Annotated in this window: 20 protein-coding genes; 10 read left to right on the plus strand and 10 right to left on the minus strand. The window is 66.7% G+C overall.

What is annotated here, in order from left to right:
• Positions 1-5: 5 nt before the first annotated feature.
• Positions 6-416: a DUF2000 family protein gene (locus V7S63_RS09995; protein ID WP_336530099.1), complete on the minus strand. Its 411-nt coding sequence runs from the start codon at positions 414-416 to the stop codon at positions 6-8.
• Here V7S63_RS09995 and V7S63_RS10000 point away from each other — a divergent pair.
• Positions 415-1,299, plus strand: a complete 885-nt coding sequence (locus V7S63_RS10000) for an AraC family transcriptional regulator (RefSeq protein WP_336530100.1) — start codon at positions 415-417, stop codon at positions 1,297-1,299. The two genes, V7S63_RS09995 and V7S63_RS10000, sit on opposite strands and share 2 nt — an antisense overlap.
• 7 nt (positions 1,300-1,306) lie before the next feature.
• Here the strand turns inward: V7S63_RS10000 and V7S63_RS10005 are convergent, their stop codons facing one another.
• Complete coding sequence (locus tag V7S63_RS10005; protein ID WP_100963945.1) at positions 1,307-1,915, minus strand: TetR/AcrR family transcriptional regulator; 609 nt, start codon at positions 1,913-1,915, stop codon at positions 1,307-1,309.
• Positions 1,916-2,015: 100 nt separating this feature from the next.
• Here V7S63_RS10005 and V7S63_RS10010 point away from each other — a divergent pair, with 100 nt between their 5' ends.
• Positions 2,016-2,756, plus strand: a complete 741-nt coding sequence (locus tag V7S63_RS10010; protein WP_336530101.1) for an SDR family NAD(P)-dependent oxidoreductase — start codon at positions 2,016-2,018, stop codon at positions 2,754-2,756.
• A 12-nt stretch (positions 2,757-2,768) separates the two neighbouring features.
• Here the strand turns inward: V7S63_RS10010 and V7S63_RS10015 are convergent, their stop codons facing one another.
• Together V7S63_RS10015 and V7S63_RS10020 are read right to left on the minus strand one after the other, a co-directional pair.
• Positions 2,769-3,578, minus strand: a complete 810-nt coding sequence (locus V7S63_RS10015) for an MBL fold metallo-hydrolase (RefSeq protein WP_336530102.1) — start codon at positions 3,576-3,578, stop codon at positions 2,769-2,771.
• A gap of 113 nt (positions 3,579-3,691) precedes the next feature.
• Positions 3,692-4,615 (minus strand): LysR family transcriptional regulator, encoded by a 924-nt coding sequence (locus V7S63_RS10020; RefSeq protein WP_336530103.1) that lies wholly within the window; start codon positions 4,613-4,615, stop codon positions 3,692-3,694.
• 99 nt (positions 4,616-4,714) lie between these two features.
• Here V7S63_RS10020 and V7S63_RS10025 point away from each other — a divergent pair, with 99 nt between their 5' ends.
• Both V7S63_RS10025 and ettA read left to right on the plus strand, forming a co-directional pair.
• The gene (locus V7S63_RS10025; protein WP_336530104.1) at positions 4,715-5,776 is read left to right on the plus strand and encodes an aldo/keto reductase; all 1,062 of its coding nucleotides are present in this window, start codon (positions 4,715-4,717) and stop codon (positions 5,774-5,776) included.
• A gap of 143 nt (positions 5,777-5,919) precedes the next feature.
• Positions 5,920-7,572: an energy-dependent translational throttle protein EttA gene (ettA, locus tag V7S63_RS10030; RefSeq protein WP_336530105.1), complete on the plus strand. Its 1,653-nt coding sequence runs from the start codon at positions 5,920-5,922 to the stop codon at positions 7,570-7,572.
• 38 nt (positions 7,573-7,610) lie between these two features.
• Here the strand turns inward: ettA and V7S63_RS10035 are convergent, their stop codons facing one another.
• From V7S63_RS10035 to V7S63_RS10055, 5 genes are all read right to left on the minus strand, one after another.
• The gene (locus V7S63_RS10035) at positions 7,611-8,042 is read right to left on the minus strand and encodes a hypothetical protein (RefSeq protein WP_336530106.1); all 432 of its coding nucleotides are present in this window, start codon (positions 8,040-8,042) and stop codon (positions 7,611-7,613) included.
• Positions 8,043-8,141: 99 nt separating this feature from the next.
• Positions 8,142-9,023, minus strand: coding sequence for an SDR family NAD(P)-dependent oxidoreductase (locus V7S63_RS10040; RefSeq protein WP_336530107.1), 882 nt, complete (start codon positions 9,021-9,023; stop codon positions 8,142-8,144).
• Between the two features lie 83 nt (positions 9,024-9,106).
• The gene (locus V7S63_RS10045; protein WP_336530108.1) at positions 9,107-9,676 is read right to left on the minus strand and encodes a TetR/AcrR family transcriptional regulator; all 570 of its coding nucleotides are present in this window, start codon (positions 9,674-9,676) and stop codon (positions 9,107-9,109) included.
• A 147-nt stretch (positions 9,677-9,823) separates the two neighbouring features.
• Positions 9,824-10,969: an alpha-hydroxy acid oxidase gene (locus tag V7S63_RS10050; protein ID WP_336530109.1), complete on the minus strand. Its 1,146-nt coding sequence runs from the start codon at positions 10,967-10,969 to the stop codon at positions 9,824-9,826.
• A gap of 77 nt (positions 10,970-11,046) precedes the next feature.
• Positions 11,047-11,664 carry a DUF6198 family protein gene (locus V7S63_RS10055; RefSeq protein WP_100963929.1) on the minus strand — a complete coding sequence of 206 codons (618 nt, stop codon included), beginning with the start codon at positions 11,662-11,664 and terminating at the stop codon, positions 11,047-11,049.
• A 114-nt stretch (positions 11,665-11,778) separates the two neighbouring features.
• On the opposite strand from V7S63_RS10055, the gene V7S63_RS10060 reads away from it, so the two are divergent.
• Complete coding sequence (locus tag V7S63_RS10060; protein ID WP_336530110.1) at positions 11,779-13,977, plus strand: glycoside hydrolase family 3 N-terminal domain-containing protein; 2,199 nt, start codon at positions 11,779-11,781, stop codon at positions 13,975-13,977.
• Positions 13,978-14,114: 137 nt separating this feature from the next.
• Positions 14,115-14,318: a cold-shock protein gene (locus tag V7S63_RS10065; protein WP_057190882.1), complete on the plus strand. Its 204-nt coding sequence runs from the start codon at positions 14,115-14,117 to the stop codon at positions 14,316-14,318.
• 175 nt (positions 14,319-14,493) lie between these two features.
• Here V7S63_RS10065 and V7S63_RS10070 read toward each other — a convergent pair whose 3' ends face one another.
• Entirely contained in the window at positions 14,494-15,357 is an 864-nt protein-coding gene (locus V7S63_RS10070) for a DMT family transporter (protein WP_336530111.1), read from the minus strand.
• Positions 15,358-15,440: 83 nt separating this feature from the next.
• Between V7S63_RS10070 and V7S63_RS10075 the strand changes: the two genes are divergently transcribed.
• From V7S63_RS10075 to metH, 4 genes are all read left to right on the plus strand, one after another.
• Complete coding sequence (locus V7S63_RS10075) at positions 15,441-16,895, plus strand: aminotransferase-like domain-containing protein (RefSeq protein WP_336530112.1); 1,455 nt, start codon at positions 15,441-15,443, stop codon at positions 16,893-16,895.
• A 187-nt stretch (positions 16,896-17,082) separates the two neighbouring features.
• The gene (locus V7S63_RS10080; protein WP_199777547.1) at positions 17,083-18,096 is read left to right on the plus strand and encodes an ArsR/SmtB family transcription factor; all 1,014 of its coding nucleotides are present in this window, start codon (positions 17,083-17,085) and stop codon (positions 18,094-18,096) included.
• The gene (metF, locus tag V7S63_RS10085) at positions 18,096-19,007 is read left to right on the plus strand and encodes a methylenetetrahydrofolate reductase [NAD(P)H] (RefSeq protein WP_336530113.1); all 912 of its coding nucleotides are present in this window, start codon (positions 18,096-18,098) and stop codon (positions 19,005-19,007) included. The genes V7S63_RS10080 and metF overlap by 1 nt, the downstream gene beginning before the upstream one ends.
• A 4-nt stretch (positions 19,008-19,011) precedes the next feature.
• Positions 19,012-22,764, plus strand: a complete 3,753-nt coding sequence (metH, locus tag V7S63_RS10090; RefSeq protein WP_336530114.1) for a methionine synthase — start codon at positions 19,012-19,014, stop codon at positions 22,762-22,764.
• The last annotated feature ends 16 nt before the right edge of the window (positions 22,765-22,780 follow it).

Here is a 22,780-nt window from a genome sequence, read left to right on the forward strand (position 1 = left end):
CCGGCTCAAGGATGCAGCTTCAGCCCCTTGATCGCCTTGTCGACGGCCTTGCGCTCGCCATGCAGCGCGATGCCGACCAGATCGAGGGCGTCGGTCGCCACGGCCTCGACCGCGGCGCGATTGGCCTCGTCATGGCCGGTCGCGAACAGCTCCCGCGTATAGAGCGAAGGCGTCAGGCCCGCTTCGCCGGCCCGTCGCAGCACGCGGGTGAGGTCGGCCGAGCTCGCGGCGAAGATCAGGATCGGCTGGCGCACCAGCGGGCCGTAGACCTTGCCGGAGCCGTCGCGGTAAGCTTGGCCGCCGAGCTCCGGCGCGGCGGCGACCAGCCCGCCGGCGAGGAAGGCGGTGACATTGAGCTTCTGCCAGGCGGCGAGCTCGTCATGGACGATGATGGCAATCTTGGTGTCGAAGCGCATGACGACAGCGATAGAGCGTGGCGAGCGGGCCGGTCTTGAACGTTCGTGCGCGCTCGCCTCGCCGGGCGACTGGATCCGCACCGCGCCGGACGGCGAAGGAATCGAACGGATCGAGGCCTTCTTCACTGGCCATGCCTATGACACGCACCGGCACGACACCTATGCGATCGGCTATACGGTCAGCGGGGTGCAGAGCTTCGACTATCGCGGCGCGCAGCGGGATTCGACGCCGGGCGACCTGATCGTGCTGCACCCGGACGAGCTGCATAACGGCCGGGCCGGGATCGCGAGCGGCTTTCGCTACCGCATGGCTTATGTCGAGCCCGGGCTGATCATGGCGGCGCTCGCCGGGCGCGCCAGCGCGATGCCGCTCATCGGCAATGCCGTCTGCCGCGACGGCAGCCTGATGCGGGCGCTGGTCGGCCTGCTCGGCGATGTCGAGCATGGGCTGGAGCCGCTGGAGCGCGATGCGGCGGTCGGGGCACTGGCCGAGGCTTTGCTAAAGCTCGACCCGTCCTGTTCGCTCACCGGGGCGGATACGCCGGCGATGCGGGCCTGCGAACGTGCCCGCGATTTCCTGAGCGAGAGCCGCGACGAGACGATCGATTCAACCATGCTGGAGGCGGTCACCGGGCTCGATCGCTATGCGCTGGCGCGGCAGTTCCGCCGCCGCTACGGCACCAGCCCGCATCATTATCTGGTGATGCGCCGGCTGGAGCGGGCAAGGCTGCTGATCCGTCAGGGCGATGCGCTGGCCGAGGCGGCAGCCGCCAGCGGTTTTTCCGACCAGAGCCATATGACCCGGCATTTCCGCAAGGCCTATGGCCAATCTCCCGGGCGCTGGCGGGCGATGCAGGTCGGAGTCATGCCGGATGCGGCCTGAGCGGCGCTCAGGGCCGCGAACTGGTCAAGCCATCCCACGCCGCCATAGCGCCCTGCGCCACCGCCTCGAGCTCTGCGCGGCTGGCGCCGTCGCGAGCGCGGATCGACATGCCCTGCTGCACCGTGCAGTAGAAGGCGGCGATGGCGGCCGGATCGCCCGCCGAGAGTTCGCCGCTGGCGAGCGCGCCACGCAGGCGCGCTTCCAGCACGCCCTGCATCTCGGTGCGGGCGTCGCGCAAAGCGCGGCCAGCTTCTTCGCTTGTGCCGGCGGCATGGACGACGGAGAGCACGATCATGCAGCCTGCCGGCTTGCCCGGGCGGCTGAACAGGGCGGCCGAGCGCATCAGATAGATCTCGATCGCATCGCGCACCGTGGGCGCGGCGGCGATCGCGGCAGCGAGCTCGGCGCCATCGCCTGACTCGTAGAGCGCCATCGCCTCGCGATAGAGGCCCTCCTTGCTGCCGAAGCAGGCGTAGAGACTTGGGGCGTTGATGCCCATCGCCGCGGTGAGCTCGCTCATCGCGGCGCCCTGGAAACCCTTCTCCCAGAACAGCAGCATGGCCTTCTGCAGAGCTTCTGCCCGGTCGAAGGCGCGCGGGCGGCCTCGTTCGGCCATGGTCGTCACCTTTCTGTAGTGAGTGATAAATAAATCGCTTGACGTTCCGAGGCAAGCGAGTCATCGATATATGTATCAATCATTACATATATTGTGACTCATGGTGAAACTGGCAGGCAAGAAGGCCCTCGTGACCGGCGGCAGCCGTGGCATCGGCGCGGCGACGGCGCTTCGGCTGGCGCAGGACGGAGCGGATGTGGCGCTGACCTATGAGCGCGCCCGCGACAAGGCCGAGGCGGTCGCGGGCCAGATCCGGGCGCTCGGCCGCAAGGTCGTGGTGCTGCAAGCCGACAGCGCCGATGCGGCAGCGCTGACAGCGGCGGTCGACGAGGCAGCGGCCGAGCTCGGCGGGCTCGACATCCTCGTGAACAATGCCGGCATCTGGCACGATGGCGAGGTCGGCAGCTGGAGCCTCGACGAGATCGACAAGGTGATCGCGGTCAACGTCCGGGCGGTGATCGTCGCTTCGCAGGCGGCCGCCAGGCATCTGCCAGAGGGCGGGCGGATCATCACCACCGGCTCCTGTCTGGCCGAGCGCGTGACGGATCCGGGCATCGCGCTCTATGCGATGAGCAAGGCGGCGCTGATCGGCTTCACCAAGGGCCTCGCCCGCGATCTCGGCTTGCGCGGCATCACCGTCAACATCGTCCATCCGGGCTCGACCGACACCGACATGAACCCGGCCGATGGCGACCATGCCGACGACCAGCGCGCCAAGATGGCGATCCCACGCTATGGCAAGGCCGAGGATATCGCCGGCCTGATCGCCTATCTCGCCAGCGAGGAGGGGCGCTTCATCACCGGCGCGGGAATCGCGATCGATGGCGGGGTGAACACCTGAGCGCCGACGCGTTCAATGCCCGGGCAGGACGATGATCGTCGGCTTGGCCGGGAGCGTCGCCTTCGACAATACGATCTCCGGCCGCTCGCGCCGCACGACCGGCCAGAGGTCCTGCGATCGGCCGAGGAAGCGGTTGAGGGTGCCGCCGCCGAAGAAGTGCATCGGGATCATCACCCTGGCCTGCAGGGCTTTCAGCACCTCCAGCATGCCTTCCTGGTCGAGGGTATAGCTGCCGTCGACCGGAAAGAGCACGATGTCGACGCGGCCGAGCGCGCGCAAATGGCCGGGCTCGAGCGGGTGATGGAGATGGCCGAGATGGGCGATGCAGAGCTCGCCGATCTCGAAGACGAACATCGAATTGCCGTCATAGTCGGTGTCGCCGCCATAGCTGCGGATATTGGTCGGGACATTGCGCACGCGCAGGTCGCCCATCGTGACATCGTGACGGGCGGCGCCCCGGCCCGACGCGTCCCAGCCCGGCAGCACCTGCTTGATCGCCGGATCGGGCGCGCGCGAGTAATGCGTCGAATGCGCCTTGTTCATCGTGGCGATGTCGGGCGTGACCGGCGGGCGGACATAGTCGTTGTAATCGGTCGCCGCCTTCACCCCGCCGGCTGTCTCGATCAGGAAGGTGGCGTGGCCGACAAAGGTGAGCCTCAGCTCGTCCTTGCCGAGGTTGGCGCGCTGGATCGGCAGGCGATAGCTCGCCATTTCCGGCCGGCAGCCCGGCTCGTTCGCCTGGGCGAGGGCAGGAGAGGGGGCCATCAGCACGAGCGATGCGGCAAGGGCGGCCAAGTGCAGGACGGTCGAGGACAGGCTCATCGGCGGGCTCCGGCAGGCTTTTGCCTGGTGCGAGCTTCAGGCAAAAGCCGGGCCGGGGGAAGACTGCCATGCCGATCTGGCGAGATCGTGAGCACATCGGGCCCGGCCGAACGCTATCCGGAGGACGGCGTGCGCTCGCCGGCACGGTCCCTGGCGGTGGCGAAATCGATGAAGGCCCGTAGCGCCGGGAGCATCTGCCGGCGGCTGGGATAATAGAGATGGAAGCCGGGGAAGGGCGGCGACCAGTCCGCCAGCAGATGGATCAGCTGGCCCGAGGCGATGAAAGGCTCGACCTGCCGGTCGAGCAGATAGGCGATGCCGGCGCCGTCGCAGGCGGCCTGGACCAGAATCTCCGCCTCGTTGGTGATGACCTGGCCGGGAACGGCGATCTCCAGCTCTTCCCCGCCCCGCTCGAATTCCCAGCGATAGGGGCTGCCATCGGTCGGCCAGCGCGTGTTGAGGCCGCGATGCCGGAGCAGGTCATGCGGTGTCGTGGGCCGGCCATGACGGGCGCAATAGCTGGGTGAAGCCACCGCCATGAGCCGCAGCGGACCGCCAAGCCGGATGGCGACCATGTCGCGATCGAGGCTCTCGCCAAGCCGGATGCCTGCATCGAAGCCGTCGGCGACGATGTCGATGAGTGTGTCGTCGACGGTGATGTCGAGACTGATCCCAGGATAGGCCCGGGTGAAGGGGCCGATCAGCGGCGCAATGTGGTGCAGAGCCGCCAGCCGGCTGCTGTTGATGCGCAGGCGACCGGCGGGCGTGCCATCGCGCGCCGAGACCGCGAGCACGGCCGCTTCCAGATCGCGCAAGGCCGGCAGCAGGCCCGTGAGCAGGCGCTCGCCCGCTTCGCTGGGGGCGACCGAACGGGTGGTGCGGTGGAGCAGGCGCGTGCCTAGCCGCTCCTCCAGCGTCCTGATGACCTGGCTGAGGGCCGAGCCGGACATGCCGAGATGCGCGGCGGCGCGCGTGAAGCTGCGATGCTCGCAGACCGCCGCGAAAGCCCGCAGTTCGGCGACGTCGTTGCCGCGCATTATGATCTCTTTGCTAAAGAGTATGTTCCGATCTTATCGCATTATCGCGATGGTCGTGGCTAGGCATCCTGCCGGCTGCTACACGACGGGAAGCCGCCCATGACCACACTTTCGTCCTATCGCCTGCTCGGCCGCTCGGGCCTGCGGGTCTCGCCGCTCTCGCTGGGGGCTATGACCTTTGGCACCGACTGGAACTGGGGTGCCGACGAGGCCGAGGCCCGACGCATCTTCGACGCCTATGTCGAGCGCGGGGGCAATTTCATCGACACGGCCAACCGCTATACCGAGGGCACCTCGGAACGCTTCGTCGGAGACTTCGCCAGGGGCCGGCGCGACAACCTGGTCATCGCGACGAAGTACACGCTGCCGATGCACCCGGGCGACCCGAATTCGGGCGGCAACCACCGCAAGGCGATGGTGCGCTCGCTGGAGGACAGCCTGACGCGGCTCGGCACCGACTATGTCGACCTGTTCTACCTCCATGCCTGGGACTTCACCACGTCGGTCGAGGAGATCCTGCGTGGGTTCGACGATCTCGTCTGCGCCGGCAAGGTGCTCTATCTCGGACTCTCCGACATACCGGCTTGGCAGGCCTCGCGCATGCAGGCGATCGCCGATCTGCGCGGCTGGGCTCCACTGGTGGCGATGCAGGTCGAGTACAATCTGATCGAGCGCACGGTCGAGCGCGACGTCGTGCCGATGGCGGCGGAACTCGGGCTCGGCGTGATCCCGTGGTCGCCACTCGCCAGCGGCATGCTGACCGGCAAGTACAGCCGCGCCGATCTCGGCCGGATGCCGAGCGGCTCGGCCGCCGAAGGGACGCGACGCGACGTCGCCGCCGGCAATGGCGCCCTGACCGAGCGCGGTCTCGCCATCGCCGACGTCGTCAAGGAAGTTGCGGCACAGATCGGCTGTTCGCCGGCGCGGGTGGCCCTGGCCTGGACTCTGCTCAATCCGGCGGTGACGGCGCCGATCATCGGCGCGCGTACGCTCGCCCAATTCGAGGACAATCTCGGGGCGCTGGAGGTGAAGCTCGACGAGGGTCAGCAGGCCCGGCTGCAGGCGGCGAGCGCGATCGATCTCGGTTTCCCGCATGAGTTCCTGGCACGGCCGATGACCAGGGCCATCGTCAGCGGCGGGCTCGACATCCGGCCGCGCTGAGCGGGCTGGCGGGTTCCCAGCGGCAGGATGGTTGCAGGCGTGCCTTTGCAGCCCACCGTTGCCTTCCGCGGTCTCGTCGCCTATCTAGCGGCCAGATTTCCCCAAAGCCCGAACGCCAGCCGCAAGCGGAGCCCGCACGCCCCATGTCTCGTCAGTTCATCTACCATATGCGCGGCCTGTCGAAGACCTATCCGGGCGGCAAGCAGGTCCTGAAGGACATCCACCTCAGCTTCTATCCGGACGCCAAGATCGGCGTGCTCGGCGTCAACGGCGCGGGCAAGTCGACCCTGCTCAAGATCATGGCCGGGTTCGACAAGGAGTGGACCGGCGAGGCCTGGGTCGCCGAGGGCGCGCGCGTCGGCTACCTGCCGCAGGAGCCCAAGCTCGACGAGACCCTGACCGTCCGCGAGAACGTGATGCTCGGCGTCGGCCCGCAGAAGGCGATCCTCGACCGCTACAACGAGCTCGCCATGAACTATTCGGACGAGACCGCCGACGAGATGACCAATCTCCAGGACGAGATCGAGGCCAAGGGCCTGTGGGATCTCGATTCCAAGGTCGACCAGGCGATGGACGCGCTGCGCTGCCCGCCGGACGACTGGGCGGTCGGCAAGCTCTCGGGCGGCGAGCGCCGCCGCGTCGCGCTGTGCAAGCTGCTGCTGGAACAGCCCGAACTGCTGCTGCTCGACGAGCCCACCAACCATCTGGACGCCGAGACCACCGCCTGGCTCGAAGGGCACCTGCGGACCTATCCGGGGGCGATCCTGATCGTCACCCACGATCGCTACTTCCTCGACAACGTCACCAGCTGGATCCTCGAGCTCGATCGCGGCCAGGGCATCCCCTATGAGGGCAATTATTCGGCCTGGTCGGTGCAGAAGCAGAAGCGCCTCTCCCAGGAAGGCCGCGAGGACGTCTCGCGCCAGAAGACCCTGGAGCGCGAGGCCGAGTGGATGGCCGCCTCGCCGAAGGCGCGCCAGGCCAAGAGCAAGGCCCGCATCCAGCGCTATGACGAGCTGGTGCAGAAGGCCTCGAACAAGGGGCCGGACACCGCCCAGATCATCATCCCGATCGCCGAGCGGCTCGGCAACAACGTCGTCGATTTCGAGGACCTGTCGAAGGGCTTCCAGGACAAGCTCCTGATCGACGGGCTCACCTTCAAGCTGCCGCCGGGCGGCATCGTCGGCGTGATCGGCCCCAACGGCGCCGGCAAGACGACGCTGTTCAAGATGATCACCGGGGTCGAGAAGCCCGATGCCGGCACGATCAGGATCGGCGAGAGCGTCCAGCTCGGCTATGTCGACCAGAGCCGCGACTCGCTCGACGACAAGAAGAATGTCTGGGAGGAGATCTCGGGCGGTAACGACATCATCTATCTCGGCAAGAAGGAAATCAATTCAAGGGCTTATTGCTCGGCCTTCAACTTCAAGGGCGGCGACCAGCAGAAGAAGGTCGGCTCGCTCTCGGGTGGCGAGCGCAATCGCGTCCACCTCGCCAAGATGCTGAAGTCGGGCGCCAACGTCCTGCTGCTCGACGAGCCGACCAACGACCTCGACGTCGACACGCTGCGGGCGCTCGAAGAGGCGCTGGAGGATTATGCCGGCTGCGCCGTGATCATCAGCCACGATCGCTGGTTCCTCGATCGCATCGCGACCCACATCCTCGCCTTCGAGGGCGACAGCCATGTCGAGTGGTTCGAGGGCAACTTCCAGGATTATGAAGAGGATAAGAAGCGGCGCTTAGGGATTGATTCAACGATCCCGAAGCGGATCCAGTACAAGAAGTTCACGCGCTGAGGCGCGCCGTTACGGCCTGACGCTGCGCAATGGCGGCGTCAGGTGAACCTGAAGCGGACCTCCCACAACTCCGTCGGGCCAGTCTGGGAAAAGGGGCGCAGAGCCAGGCCCATATCGCGGCCCAGCGCCTGATTATTGTGCGCGAAGACCGGCTCGGTCGAAGCCTCCTTGTCCGCCTGCCAGACGAACATCGCACCAGGGCACTCGTCGATATTGGCCGGCTCGCCCCGATACATGCCGCGCCAGTCGTAGCAATTGACGTAGCGGCGCCAGTTGGCGCCGTGACGTTGGATGAAAATCCGCCCATAGCCGCCATTATTCGACTTGGACAAGACGCGTTTCCAATGAGCTCCGGCTTCCTGGTAGCGCGCCGCCTCAATGGTGATCTCGACGAATCCGGGAGCAATCTCGACCGCCGAGACTCCTGATACGTAAGTCGATTTTCTCGATCGCCGTGCCGTCCCGCCCATATCAGGCCCCCGTGCCCGCATTCCGCTAGCAGGCTACCGAGACACTACCGACGGTTCAATGACGTCGCGCATCGCTTGCAGCCATCGACTCTTCCTTCGTCACGCCCAAGCCTCCCCGCCGAGCAGCTTCTGCAAGGCCACGAGGTCGGTGCCGGCAAAGTCCGAGGAGCGGCTGACCTGCGCCCATTCCGCCGCCTCTCTTTGCCGCTGAGCATCCGCCTGGGCGAGGACGAAGAGGGCGTCGCTGCCGAGGACGAGATGGGCCGGCAGGGTCCCGCGCCTGCTGAGATCGAGGATGATCCCAGCGATCCGTTCGGGATCGCCGATCTCGTTGCCGACGTAAGTCCTGAGCAGATCGAGCACGGCGCCGACGCTGGGCTGGTAGTCCGTCATGACGGCCGGGGTGTTGCCACGGGCGATCTCGCCCCACGAGGTGCGCATGCCGCCGGGCTCGACACAGACGATCTTGACGCCGAACGGCGCGACCTCCCTGGCGATCACCTCGCTGAAGCCGCCGACCGCCCATTTCGCCGATTGGTAGGCGCTGAGACCCGGCGTGCCGGTGCGCCCGCCGACCGATGAGATGTTGATGATGTGGCCTGAGCGCTGGGCCCGCAGCACCGGCAGCGCGGCGCGGGTGAGGTTCACGACCCCGTAGAAATTGGTCTCGATCTGGGCGCGGAAACTATCCTCGCTGGTCTGCTCGAAGGCAGCGGCGTGGCCGTAGCCGGCATTGTTCACGAGCACGTCGAGCCGGCCGAAGGTGTCGACCGCGACGGTCACGGCCACGTTCGCGGCCGCCATGTCGGTGACGTCGAGCGCGAAAGAGAGCAGCGTGTCGGGATATCGGGCCTCGAGATCGGCGAGGCGGCCGGGATCGCGCGCGGTCGCGACGACATTGTCGCCGGCCGCGAGGGCCGCCTCGGTGATATTGCGGCCGAGGCCGCGGGCGGCGCCGGTGATCAGCCAGGTCTTGGTCATAAGTCGTCCTCTCGAAATTGTGAGTGAGCACTTGCTCATTTAAGTAAGCGGAATGGACCTGTTCGCTTTTCTCTTTGCGGGTGTCAGGCGGAAATGCCGTCCCAGAAGACCGAAAAGCCGGACTTCCGGTAGTGCTCGTGCCGGCTCGGCTCCTGCGCGATCAAATCGAGCGTCATGGTGCCCAAAGCGTCGAGGACCGTGCCGATGAAGCTCTGCGGCTGGTCCTTCAGCACGCCGTCGCGGTGTCCCTGCTCGAACAGGGCGCTGATCTCCGCGAAGGCGACGGCTGACTTGCTACGGGTCTCCTGGGTGATGCGGTCGGATACCGCGAGCTGGCGCAGCGCCTTGCGCTTGGCCGGATATCTCGCGCCCCAATCGATGAAGCCGTTCCAGAAGTGCTCGAACCGGTCGCGCACGCTGCCGTGACTGGGATAGGAGGGCACGGTGAGCCTGGCGAAGTCGGTCTTCAGCTCGAGATAGAGCTGGTTGAGCAGCTCGTCCTTGCTGGCGAAATAGGTGAAGAGCGTGCCTTCGGCGAGGCCGGCTTCCCTGGCGATCTTGGCGGTCGGCGCGCCGGTGCCATGCTCGGCCACCAGCTTGCAGGCCGCGGCCAGGATCGCTTCGCGCTTCGCTTCGCTGAGGGGGCGGGCCATGCTTCGCTTGATCTAGATGAGTGAGTGATTGCTCATTTATTCCGGCGGCACCGAAAGTCAATGCCCGCTGATGAGCCTCAAGAAGCTGTGAACCGGTATGATGGCAGGGCAGGCGGGCCGGTTGCGCAGGCCCGGCGGCGCTGCGCCCTATGCCTTCCCCTTGACCAGGATGTTCCCATCAACATCCTGGATGTCGCGTTTGCCGCAGAGGGCCATGGTGATGTCCATCTCCTTGCGGATGATGTCGAGGGCGAGCTTGACGCCTTCCTCGCCCATGGCGCCGAGGCCGTAGAGGAAGGGGCGGCCGATCAGCACGCCGCGGGCGCCAAGCGCCACTGCCTTCAGCACGTCCTGGCCCGAGCGGACGCCGCCATCCATCCAGACTTCCATGCGCCCGCCGACCTGCTCGACGATCCCCGGCAGGGCCGCGATCGAGGAGACTGCACCGTCGAGCTGGCGCCCGCCATGGTTGGAGACGATCAGCGCATCGGCGCCACTCTGCGCCGCGAGTTCGGCATCCTCGGCGTCCAGGATGCCCTTCAGGATCAGCTTGCCGCCCCAGCGGTCCTTGATCCATTTGACGTCGTCCCAGCTCAGCGTCGGGTCGAACTGCTCGGCGGTCCAGGCCGAGAGCGAGGTCATGTCGCCGACCCCCGTCGCGTGGCCGACGATGTTGCCGAAGCTGCGCCTTTTGGTGCCGAGCATGCCCATGCACCAGCGCGGCTTGAAGACGAGGTTGATCAAGTTGGCGATGGTCGGCTTCGGCGGAGCGGAGAGGCCGTTGCGGATGTCCTTGTGGCGCTGGCCGAGAATCTGCAGGTCGAGCGTCAGCATCAGCGCCGAGCAGCCGGCCGCCTTGGCGCGGTCGATCAGGCGCTCGATGAAGGCGCGGTCGCGCATCACATAGAGCTGGAACCAGAACGGCTTGTCGGTGTTGTCGGCGACATCCTCGATCGAGCAGACACTCATGGTCGAGAGCGTGAAGGGCACGCCGGCGCGGGCGGCGGCCCTGGCCGCCAGGATCTCGCCATCGGCGTGCTGCATGCCGGCGATGCCGGTCGGCGCCAGCGCAACCGGCATCGAGACCTGCTCGCCGATCATGGTCGAGGCCAGCGTGCGGTTGGTCATGTCGACCGCGACGCGCTGGCGCAGCTTGATATTGGCGAAATCGGCCTCGTTGGCGCGATAGGTGCTCTCGGTCCAGGCGCCGGAATCAGCATAGTCGTAGAACATGCGGGGGACGCGGCGCTTTGCCTGCAGACGCAAATCCTCGATGGTCAGAAGCTGGGCCATGGTCGCCAAATCCCGCGTTTTCTCCGTTCGCTCGGTCGCATGGAACGCCTTGCGAGGCAACCATTCCGGACCAACACCTAGGTCACGCCGAGATAGCGCCCCGGCTTGTGGTTGACGGCGAGGATGAGATTGAGCACCGCCGCGCCGGCGAGCGAGATCGCGACCTTCGCCAGCGGCAGCAGGAGCAGCGCGCCGATGAGGATGGCCAAGTCCACGGCGAGCTGAAACCAGCCGGCGCGGATGCCATGCCGTTCCTGGAGATACAGCGCAAGGATATTGATGCCGCCGAGCCCAGTACGGTGACGGAACAGGGCGAGCAGGCCCAGCCCGATCAGGCTGCCGCCGGCCAGCGCCGCATAGAGCGGGTCCACCGCTTCGATTCTGATCCAGAACGGCGTCGCCCAGGTGAAGACCGAGACGAGGCCCACCGAGACGAAGGTGCGCAGTCCGAACCGCCAGCCCATGCGAGCAACGGCCAGCCAGTAGAAGGGCAGGTTGAGCGCGAAGAAGACGACGCCGAAATTCAGGCCGGTCGCGATCTGCAGCGACAAGGCCAGGCCGGCGATGCCGCTCGTGACCAGGCCCGCCTTGCTGTAGAGAACGATGCCGATGCTGACGAGCAGCGTGCCGAGCAGCATGGCGAAGACATCTTCGTAAAAGCGGTGGCGCTCAGTCGCGAACGTGGCCTGCGTCATGGTGAGGCGGCGATCCTTTCAGGCTGCGTTCAGCCGGCGTTGGCGATGCAATGGTTGAGCCATGCCTAGCGATCCTGTAGGGCCGGGTACCCGATTTTCTCGAGAGATCCCATCATGCTTCTGCGGCTCGTCGCTGCATTCCTGTTCTGCGGCCTTGCGACCGTCGCCTCCGCTCAGCAGGAGGTCGGCTGGAAGAGCGGGCGCGAGGCTGCGCAAATCGAGCGCAAGATCACGGCGCTGATCGGCAGGATGACGCTGGAGGAGAAGGTCGGACAGCTCCACCTCTCCGGGCGCGGCGAGGGCTTCGACATCAACCAGGTCAAGGCCGGCCGCATGGGCGCGGTGATGAACTTCGTCGTGCCGCAGGAGGTCCGGCAGGTCCAGGAAGCCGTCAGGCAGTCGCGCCTCAAGATCCCGCTCATCATCGGGCTCGATGCCGTCCACGGCTTCTCGACCTATTTCCCGCTGCCGCTCGGCCAGGCGTCGAGCTGGAACCCGCAACTGATCGAGCAGGCGGCCTATTGGACGGGGCGTGAGGCGCGTGCCGCCGGCGTCAACTGGACCTTCGCGCCGATGGTCGACATCTCGCGCGATCCGCGCTGGGGGCGGGTGCTGGAGGGCGCGGGCGAAGACGCCTATCTCGCCAGCATCATCGCTGCGGCGCGCACGCGTGGCTATCAACGCGGCGGCGTGGCGGCGAGCGTCAAGCACTTCGTCGGCTATGGCGCGGCCGAGGGCGGGCGCGACTACAACTCGACCTGGATCCCGACGAGCCAGCTGCACGACCTTTTCCTGCCGCCGTTCAAGGCCGCCTTCGACACCGGCGCGATGACCGCGATGGCGGCGTTCAATGCGCTGAACGGCATGCCGGCCACTGCCCATCGCGGCATGCTGACCGACCTGCTGCGCGGGCAATGGGGTTTCCGCGGATTCGTCACCTCGGATTTCGGCTCGATCACCGAGCTGCGCCTGCACGGCATCGCCAAGGACGACGCGGAAGCGGCGCGCAAGGCGCTGCTCGCTGGCATCGACATGGACATGATGGGCGATGTCTACCACAAGCACCTCGCCAATGAGGTGAAGGCCGGCCGCGTGCCGGTGAAGGCGCTCGACGAAGCCGTCCGGCGCGTCCTCCGGGTCAAGTACCATCTCGGCCTGTTCGAGCGTCAGGACGTCGATGTGGCAGCAGCGCCGTCGCTGATGCAGACCGAGGAAGCCCGCAAGGTCGCCCGCCAGGCGGCGCGTGAGGGCGTGATCCTGCTCAGGAACGACAGGCAGACGCTGCCGATTGCGCCGGCCGTTAAGTCGGTCGCGGTGATCGGCGCCATGGCGGTGCCGGAGGATGAGCGGGTCTGGACCGATCCGGCAGGGCTCGGGCGCCGCGTCGTGCAGCCGCTCCCGGACGCGCTGCGCGAGCAGCTGCCGTCCGATGTCACGGTGACCTACGAGCCGGCCTTCGCCAAAAATTGCGGCACCGAGTTCAAGGACAAGGATGCCGCGCTCAAGGCCGCGGCTGCCGCCGACCTCGTCGTCACCATGCTCGGCGAAGACTGCGAGTTCATGGGCGAGGGCGCCTCGCGCACCGATCTCGGCTTGCCGGGCGTGCAGCAGGAGCTGCTGGAGGCGCTGGTCGCGACCGGTAAGCCGGTGGTGCTGGTGCTGGCGACGGGCCGGCCGCTGGTCCTCTCCTGGGCCGACAAGCATGTCGCCGCGATCGTCCAGACCTTCCATGGCGGCACCGAGGGGCGCGCCGCGATCGCCGAGGTGCTGGCCGGCAAGGTCAATCCGGCGGGGCGCACGCCGATGAGCTTCCCGCGCTCGGTCGGGCAGATTCCGGTCTATTACGACCAGCTGCCAACGGGGCGGCCGCAGAAGATCCGCCAGCGCTACGAGTCCATCTACATGGACGAGGCCAACGAGGCGCTCTACCCGTTCGGCTTCGGCCTGTCCTATAGCCGCTTCGCCTATGCCAATGCGCGGGTGACGAACGCCAAGGTGCCGTTCGACGGGGCGACCGAGGTTGCCGTCGACGTGACCAATCAGGGGGATCGCGACGGCCAGGAGGTGGTACAGCTTTATATCCGGCAGCCCGTCGCGGAGCGCTCGCGGCCGCTGCGCCTGCTCAAGGGCTTCGACAAGATAACGCTCAAGGCCGGCGAAACGCGGACGGTACGCTTCAAGCTGGAGGGCAAGGCGCTCGGCGGCCACGACGACGCCGGCCGATACCAGCTCGACCCAGGTATCGTGGAAGTTTATCTTGGGGGCTCTTCACTCGCCACGGTAAGGACGCAATTCGAGCTGGCTAAGCCTTAAGCGGACGTAACGGCAACTGCCGGCGGTTTCATCTCGACAAGCTTGCGTTTTCGGTCAATTCTTGCTGCGCGGGGCCTTTTCGACGTCTTTGCCGAGAGGACTCCGTTACGACCACGGATGCTCCGAAGGATGCGGCGATGGCGACCGGAACCGTCAAATGGTTCAATACCGAGAAGGGCTACGGCTTCATTCAACCTGCTGACGGCGGCAAGGATGTGTTCGTGCACATCACTGCCGTCAAGGAAGCGGGCTTGATGTCCCTGACCGAGGGACAGAAGCTCTCCTTCGACCTGAAGACCGAACGCGGCAAGACCGCGGCGGGTGACCTGAAGCTGCTTTGAACGCAGCAAAAGGCCTGATAGGCGTGACGAAGGCTACCGGCCTGCGGTTGTCATGACTGCGCCCAAAGCCGGCAGGCTCGCGTTTCATTTGAGAACCGGCCCCGCCGGCCAGGCAACGACGCGCTCATGACGAGTCGTGCTTTGCCTTCCTGGTTGCGTTCTCGGCGTTCCCCGTCTAGCGCGCGTAGCGCCGCGCTCCGGCGACGCAGAGCACCACGGCGGCCGAGGTTGCGATCATCTGCCAGCCGACCGTTTCGCCGAGCAGCAGGCCGGCCAGCGCCAGGCCGAAGAAGGGCTGCAGCAATTGCAGTTGCCCGACCGCGGCGATGCCGCCCTGGGCGAGGCCGCGATACCAGAAGACGAAGCCGATCAGCATGCTGAACAGCGAGACATAGGCGAGGCCGAGCCAGGCCGGGCCGCCCGCCTGTGCGAAGGAGGGCGGCAACGTCGCAAGCGTCAGGCCGGCCATGATCGGCAGCGAGATGACGAGAGCCCAGGAGATCACCTGCCAGCCGCCGAGATGGCGCGACAGGCGCGCGCCTTCGGCATAGCCGAGGCCGCAGACGATGACGGCGGCGAGCATCAGGAGGTCGCCCACGGGGGAAGCGGCGATGCCTTGCGTCCAGGCGAAGCCGACAACGCAGAGGCTGCCGAGGATGGCGAAGAGCCAGAAGGCCAGGCGCGGGCGCTCGCCGCCACGCAGCACACCGAAGATCGCGGTCGCGAGCGGCAGCAGGCCGATGAAGACGATCGAATGGGCGGAGGTGACGTGCTCCAGCGCCAGCGCGGTCAGCAGGGGGAAGCCGACGACGACGCAGAGCGCGACCACGGCCAGCGGCAGCAGGTCGGCGCGAGCCGGTCGCTTTTCCCGGAGCGCGAGCAGGAGGGCCAGTCCGAGCAGCCCGGCGATGGCGGCGCGGGCGACGGTCAGGAACACCGGGTCGAAATCGGCGACGGCGACGCGGGTCGCCGGCAGCGAGCCGCTGAAAATGACGACGCCGATGAAGCCGTTGAGCAGGCCGTTCGCAGTTCTGTCCATGATCCCTCCGGGGCTGGCCTACATGCGGCGAAGCATTGCGGATTTCCAGAGACAGTCCGGTACAGTTCAGGCAAACTGTCCTGATGCAGGAAGCCGTACAGATTAAGGATTCAGTCGATATTGCGGCAGCAGCCGACACCCTGGTCGGGCGCGTGATGGCAACGATCCGGCAGCGGATCGCCGGGCGGACACTGGCGCCGGGCGCGAAGCTGCCCTCGATCCGTGGCCTGGCCGAGAGCATGGGCGTGTCGAAGTCGACGGTGGTCGAGGCCTATGAGCGGCTGGCCGCCGAAGGCGCGATTCAGGCGCGGCGCGGCTCGGGCTTCTATGTCCGGCGCCTGCCGCCGCTGTCGCTCGCCGATGTCGCGCCGAAGCTCGACCGGGCGGTCGATCCGCTCTGGATCTCGCGGCAGTCGCTCGATGCCGGCGCGGACAGCCTTCGGCCCGGCTGCGGCTGGTTGCCGCCGGACTGGATGCCGGAGGCCTCGATCCGCAAGGCGCTGCGCAAGCTCGGCCGGGCCGATGCAGCGACGCTGGCCGAATACGGCACGCCGCTCGGCTTAGCCGGGCTGCGCCATCTGCTCGCGCATCGGCTGGCCGAGCGCGGCGTCGAGGCGCCGCCGGACCAGATCGTCCTGACCGAGTCCGGTACGCAGGCGATCGATCTGGTCTGCCGCTTCCTGCTCGAGCCCGGCGACACCGTGCTGGTCGACGATCCCTGCTATTTCAATTTTCATGCGCTGTTGCGCGTCCACCGGGTGAAGATCGTCGGTGTGCCCTATACACCGTCGGGCCCCGATCTTGCCCTGTTCGCGCAGGCGCTCACAGAGCACCGACCGCGGCTCTACGTCACCAATAGCGCTCTGCATAACCCGACCGGCGCGACGCTCTCGGCCACGACGGCGCATCGCCTGCTCAAGCTCGCCGAGCAGGCAGGGCTGACCATCGTCGAGGACGATATCTTCGGCGATCTCGAACCGGATGTCGCGCCACGCCTTGCCGGGCTCGACGGGCTGGAACGGGTGATCCAGATCGGCAGCTTCTCGAAGACGCTGTCGGCTTCGGTGCGTTGCGGCTACATCGCTGCAAGGCCGGACTGGGTCGAAGGGCTGACCGATCTCAAGGTCGCGCTTTCCTTCGGCGGCGGGCGGCTCGCAGCCGAGCTGGTGCTCGATATCCTGAAGGACGGCAGCTATCGCCGCCATGTCGAGGCGCTGCGCCAGCGGCTGGCGCAGGCGATGGCGCAGACGCGCGGCCGGCTCGCGGCGCTCGGCATCGAGCCCTGGCTGACACCGCGGGGCGGGCTGTTCCTGTGGTGCCGCCTGCCTGATGGACACGACGCGGGGGGGATCGCGCGGCATGCGCTGGGCGAAGGTGTCGTGCTCGCGCCCGGCAACGCCTTCAGCCTGTCTCGGACGGCCAGGGACTTCATGCGCTTCAACGTGGCGCAGGCCGCCGATCCACGCATCTTCAGCGTGCTGCGCGAGGCGATGCGCGCGGCCGCATCGCACGGGTCTGCGTCGGAAGGACTGAGATGAGGGGCCATCGGTAGGCGCTCCAGCATTCCCGGTGGGTGGTGCTCTTACCCTCTTCCACCCGGGAGCAGCGGCGCGTTTGTTTGATCCGTCGATGGCGACCGGAATATCGGACAAGCAGCTTGCATCTCCCTCGTATCTGACATAAAGATATCTTTATATCTTTCACCGAATTTCGAGGTGCTCGCTGGTGACCCGCCGCTCCCACCATTCGCTGCCGACCTTGCTGGCCTCGCTGCGTGCGGCGGGCGAGGAGACCCGTTTGCGGATCCTGGCGCTGCTGGCGGAAGGCGAGCTCTCTGTCTCCGATCTCACCGACATCCTAGGCCAATCGCAGCCGCGCATCTCGCGCCATCTCAAGCTGATGGCGGAAGCCGGGCTGCTGCGTCGCTCGCGCGAAGGGGCCTTCGCCTTCTTCAGGCTCGACGATGCGACGCCCGGCGGCGCATTGGCGCTGACGCTCGCCCGCGATCTCGATCCTGCCGACCCGGTTCTGGCGGCCGATCGCGAGCGCCTCACCGCGGTGCGTGCATCGCGGGCCGCGGCGGCGCAGTCCTATTTCGCCAATGTCGCCAGGGAATGGGATCAGCTGCGCTCGCTGCACGTGCCTGACGCCGCCGTGGAAGCCGCCGTCGAGGCGGCAGTCGGCGAAACGCCATTTCAGGCGCTGCTCGATCTGGGCACCGGCACGGGGCGCATGCTTGAGCGCCTCGCGCCGAAGGCTGCCCGCGCGGTCGGCGTCGATGCCAGCCATGCCATGCTGGCGGTGGCCCGCGCCAACCTCGAAAAGGCCGGCCTGTCGCGGGTCGAGCTCCGGCAGGGCGATATCTACGCGCTGCCGTTCGCGCGCGGCTCCTTTGATCTTGTGATCGTGCACCAGGTGCTGCACTTCCTCGACGATCCCGGCCGCGCCTTGCGTGAGGCGGCGGCACTGCTTTCGCCGGGTGGGCGGCTGATCCTGGTCGATTTCGCGCCGCACGAGATGGAGTTCCTGCGCACCGAGCATGCCCATCGTCGGCTCGGCTTCGAGAAGGACGAGATCGCAGCCTGGTTCGCCGAGGCCGGTCTCGATTGCGATCTCGCCGAGGAAGTCACCGCTGCCGACGGCGTGAGTGGCCAGCTTGGTGTGATGCTCTGGCGTGGGCGCGACAGGCGCCTCCAGGGTGATTTTCCGATTCGTCAGTTCGATCGTGAGGTTGCGTGATGAACGCTTTCCGCCCCAGTCGCCACGGCTCGCGCCGTCCGCGCGTCTCCTTCGAGTTCTTCCCGCCGAAGAACGAGGAGATGGAGGTCAATTTGTGGGACAGCGTGCGCCGGCTGGAGCCGCTCGGCCCGGCCTTCGTCTCGGTGACCTATGGCGCCGGCGGCTCGACCCGCGAGCGCACCCACAACACCGTCAAGCGCATGATCGACGAGACGGCCCTGAAGCCGGCGGCGCATCTGACCTGCGTCTCCGCCTCCTGCGCCGAGGTCGACGATGTCATCCGCTCCTATTGGGCGGCGGGCGTGCGCCATATCGTGGCGCTGCGCGGCGACCCGGCCGGCGGGCTCGGCTCGACCTATGAGCCGCATCCGCAAGGCTATCACCAGACCTCCGACCTGGTCGAAGGCATCCGCAAGATCGGCGAGTTCGAGGTCACTGTCTCGGCCTATCCCGAGAAGCACCCGGAGGCGGCCTCGCTCGATGCCGACATCGATGCGCTGAAGAAGAAGGTCGATGCCGGCGCGACCCGGGCGATCACCCAGTTCTTCTTCGATAACGACGTCTATTTCCGCTATCTCGACAAGGTTCGAGCCAGCGGCATCGCTATCCCGATCCTGCCCGGCATCGTGCCGGTGCAGAACTTCAAGCAGACCGCAGGCTTTGCCCGCCGGACGGGGGCGAGCGTGCCGCAATGGCTGGCCGACCGCTTCGAAGGGCTCGAGGACGATGCGGCGACGCGCCGGCTGGTGGCTGCCGCCGTCTGCGCCGAGCAGGTGCTCGACCTGATCGATCGCGGCGTCTCCGACCTGCATTTCTATACGATGAACAAGGCCGACCTGGTCTATGCGATCTGCCATCTCGTCGGCCTGAAGCCGGAGAAGGCGCAGGCGCAGCAGGTTGCGGCGGAGTAGACTGATGTCCGACTACAAGCCCACACTCGCCGACGGCACCGAAGTCGAGCGCGCCCTGCGCCAGGCCGCCTCCGAGCGCATCCTCATCCTCGACGGCGCGATGGGGACGCAGATCCAGGACCTGAAGCTGACCGAAGCGGATTTCCGCGGCGAGCGCTTCAAGGGCTGGAACCACGACCTCAAGGGCAATAACGACCTGATCGCGCTGACGATGCCGGATGCCTTGCGCGACATCCACCTGGCCTATTACCGGGCCGGCGCCGACATCGTCGAGACCAACACCTTCTCCGGCACCTCGATCGCCCAGGCCGATTACGGCATGGAGGCGATCGTCTACGAACTCAACGTCGCCTGCGCCCGGATCGCGCGGGAGGCGGCCGAGATCGCCCGCAAGGAAGACGGCCGCCGCCGCTTCGTCGCCGGCGCGATCGGCCCGACCAACCGCACGCTCTCGATCTCGCCCGACGTCAACAATCCCGGCTTCCGCGCCGTCACCTTCGACCAGGTGCGCGATGCCTACGCCGAGCAGGTGCGCGGGCTGATCGATGGCGGCTCGGAACTGCTGCTGATCGAGACGATCTTCGACACCCTCAACGCCAAGGCCGCGATCGTCGCGATCCAGGAGGTCTTCCGCGAGAAGGGTTCGAAACTGCCGGTGATGATCTCCGGCACGATCACCGACCTTTCCGGCCGGACGCTCTCGGGCCAGACGGTCGAGGCGTTCTGGAACGCGGTGCGCCATGCCGATCCGCTGACGGTTGGCCTCAACTGCGCGCTGGGTGCCCGCGAGATGCGCGCCCATATCAAGGACATGTCGCGGGTCGCCGGAACGCTGGTCTGCGCCTATCCCAATGCCGGCCTGCCCAACGAGTTCGGCCTCTATGACGAGCGGCCGGAAGCGACCGCCAAGATGCTCGCCGAGTTCGCCGATGCCGGCTTCGTCAACATGGTCGGCGGCTGCTGCGGCACGACGCCGGGCCATATCCGTGCGATCTCCGAAGCCGTCGCCGGCAAGGCGCCGCGCGCCATTCCGGAGCCGAAGCCTTATCTCAGGCTCGCCGGTCTCGAGCCGTTCACGCTCGACGAGACAATTCCCTTCGTGAACGTCGGCGAGCGCACCAACGTCACCGGCTCAGCCAAGTTCCGCAAGCTGGTCACCAATGGCGATTACGCCGCCGCGCTCGATGTGGCGCGCGACCAGGTCGCCAATGGCGCCCAGGTCATCGACATCAACATGGACGAGGGCCTGCTCGACTCCGAGAAGGCGATGACCGAGTTCTGCAACCTGATCGCCTCGGAACCGGACATCTCCCGGGTGCCGATCATGGTCGATTCGTCGAAGTTCCATGTCATCGAGGCCGGCCTGAAGACGATCCAGGGCAAGCCGATCGTCAACTCGATCTCGATGAAGGAGGGCGAGGAAGCCTTCCTCGAGCACGCCCGGATCTGCCGGCAATATGGCGCAGCGGTCGTCGTCATGGCCTTCGACGAGAAAGGCCAGGCCGACACCTATGAGCGCAAGATCGAGATCTGCACGCGCGCCTACAAGCTGCTGACCGAGGTCGCGGGCTTCCCGCCCGAGGACATCATCTTCGATCCGAACATCTTCGCGGTGGCGACCGGCATCGAGGAGCACGACAACTACGGCAACGACTTCATCAACGCGACCCGCACCATCCGCGAGACGCTGCCGCACGCGCATATCTCCGGCGGCGTCTCGAACCTGTCCTTCTCCTTCCGCGGCAACGAGAAGGTCCGCGAGGCGATGCATTCGGTCTTCCTGTACCACTGCATCAAGGTCGGGATGGACATGGGCATCGTGAATGCCGGCCAGCTCGGCAGCTACGATGATCTCGATCCCGAACTGCGCGAGCTCTGCGAGGACGTCGTCCTCAACCGTCGCAAGGACGCGACCGAGCGGCTGCTCGATGCCGCCCCGCGCTTCAAGGGCGACGGCTCGACGGCGGTCTCGGGCAAGGACCTCGCCTGGCGCGAAGCCGATGTGCACGAGCGCCTCAAGCACGCGCTGGTCAACGGCATCACCGAGTTCATCGACCGCGATACGGAAGAGGCGAGGGCGCAGGCCGAGAAGCCGCTGCACGTCATCGAAGGCCCACTGATGGCCGGGATGAACGTCGTCGGCGACCTGTTCGGCGCCGGTAAGATGTTCCTGCCGCAGGTGGTGAAGTCCGCCCGCGTGATGAAGCAGGCCGTCGCCTACCTCATGCCTTACATGGAAGAGGAGAAGCGCCTCAACGGCGGCGCCGAGCGCCAGGCTGCCGGCAAGGTGCTGATGGCGACGGTGAAGGGCGATGTCCACGACATCGGCAAGAACATCGTCGGCGTCGTGCTTCAGTGCAACAATTACGAGGTGATCGATCTCGGCGTGATGGTGCCGACGCAGAAGATCCTCGACACCGCGCGCAAGGAGAAGGTCGACATCATCGGCCTCTCCGGGCTGATCACGCCCTCGCTCGACGAGATGGTCACGGTCGCTTCCGAGATGGAGCGCGAGGGCTTCGACATCCCGCTGCTGATCGGCGGGGCGACGACCAGCCGCGTCCATACCGCGGTAAAGATCCACCCGGCTTACAACCAGGGTCAGGCGGTCTACGTCACCGACGCCTCGCGCGCCGTCGGCGTCGTCTCAAGCCTGCTCTCGCAGGAGCAGAAGCCTGCCTATGTCGAGGGCATCCAGGCCGAGTACGAGAAGGTCGCCGCCGCCCATCGCCGCTCGGAGGCCGACAAGCAGCGCCTGCCGCTGGCCAAGGCGCGCGCCAACGCCTTCAAACCGGACTGGGCCGGCTACCGGCCGCCGAAGCCGACCTTCCTCGGCACCCGCGTCTTCCGGACCTATGACATCGCCGATCTCGTGCCGCTGATCGACTGGACGCCGTTCTTCCAGACCTGGGAGCTGAAAGGCCGTTTCCCGGCAATTCTCGAAGACGAGAAGCAGGGCGAGGCGGCTCGTGCGCTCTGGGACGATGCGCAGTCGATGCTGAAGCGCGTCGTCGAGGAGCGCTGGTTCAATCCGAAGGCGGTGATCGGCTTCTGGCCGGCCAACGCCGTCGGCGACGATATCCGGCTCTATACCGGCGAGAGCCGGCAGGAGACGCTTGCGACCTTCCACGGCCTGCGCCAGCAGCTCTCCAAGCGCGACGGCAAGCCGAACATGTGCATCTCCGACTTCGTCGCGCCCGAGGGCATCGAGCGGCCCGACTATATCGGCGCCTTCGTCGTGACGGCCGGGGCGGAGGAGGAGCGCATCTCGGAGAAGTTCGCCCGCGACAATGACGACTATCGCTCGATCATGGTCAAGGCGCTGGCTGATCGCTTTGCCGAGGCCTTCGCTGAACGGATGCACCAGCTCGTGCGCACCGAGTTCTGGGCCTACGCGCCGGACGAGGCGTTCTCGAACGAGGACCTGATCCGCGAGGAATACCAGGGCATCCGGCCGGCGCCGGGCTATCCGGCCCAGCCCGACCATACCGAGAAGGCGACCCTGTTCGAGCTGCTCCAGGCCGAGCCGCGCATCGGCGTCAAGCTGACCGAGAGCTATGCGATGTGGCCGGGCTCATCGGTCTCCGGCCTCTATCTCTCGCATCCTGACGCCTATTACTTCGGCGTCGCCAAGGTCGAGCGCGACCAGGTCGAGGATTACTCGGTCCGCAAGGGCATGGATATCAGAGAGGTCGAGCGCTGGCTGGCGCCGATCCTGAACTATGAGCCGAGCGCCTATGCGGAGGCGGCAGAGTGATCGCTGGCCCGCTGCC

This window comes from Allobosea sp. CCNWLY174 (assembly GCF_037120455.1).
Classification (GTDB): Bacteria; Pseudomonadota; Alphaproteobacteria; order Rhizobiales; family Beijerinckiaceae; genus Allobosea; species Allobosea lupini.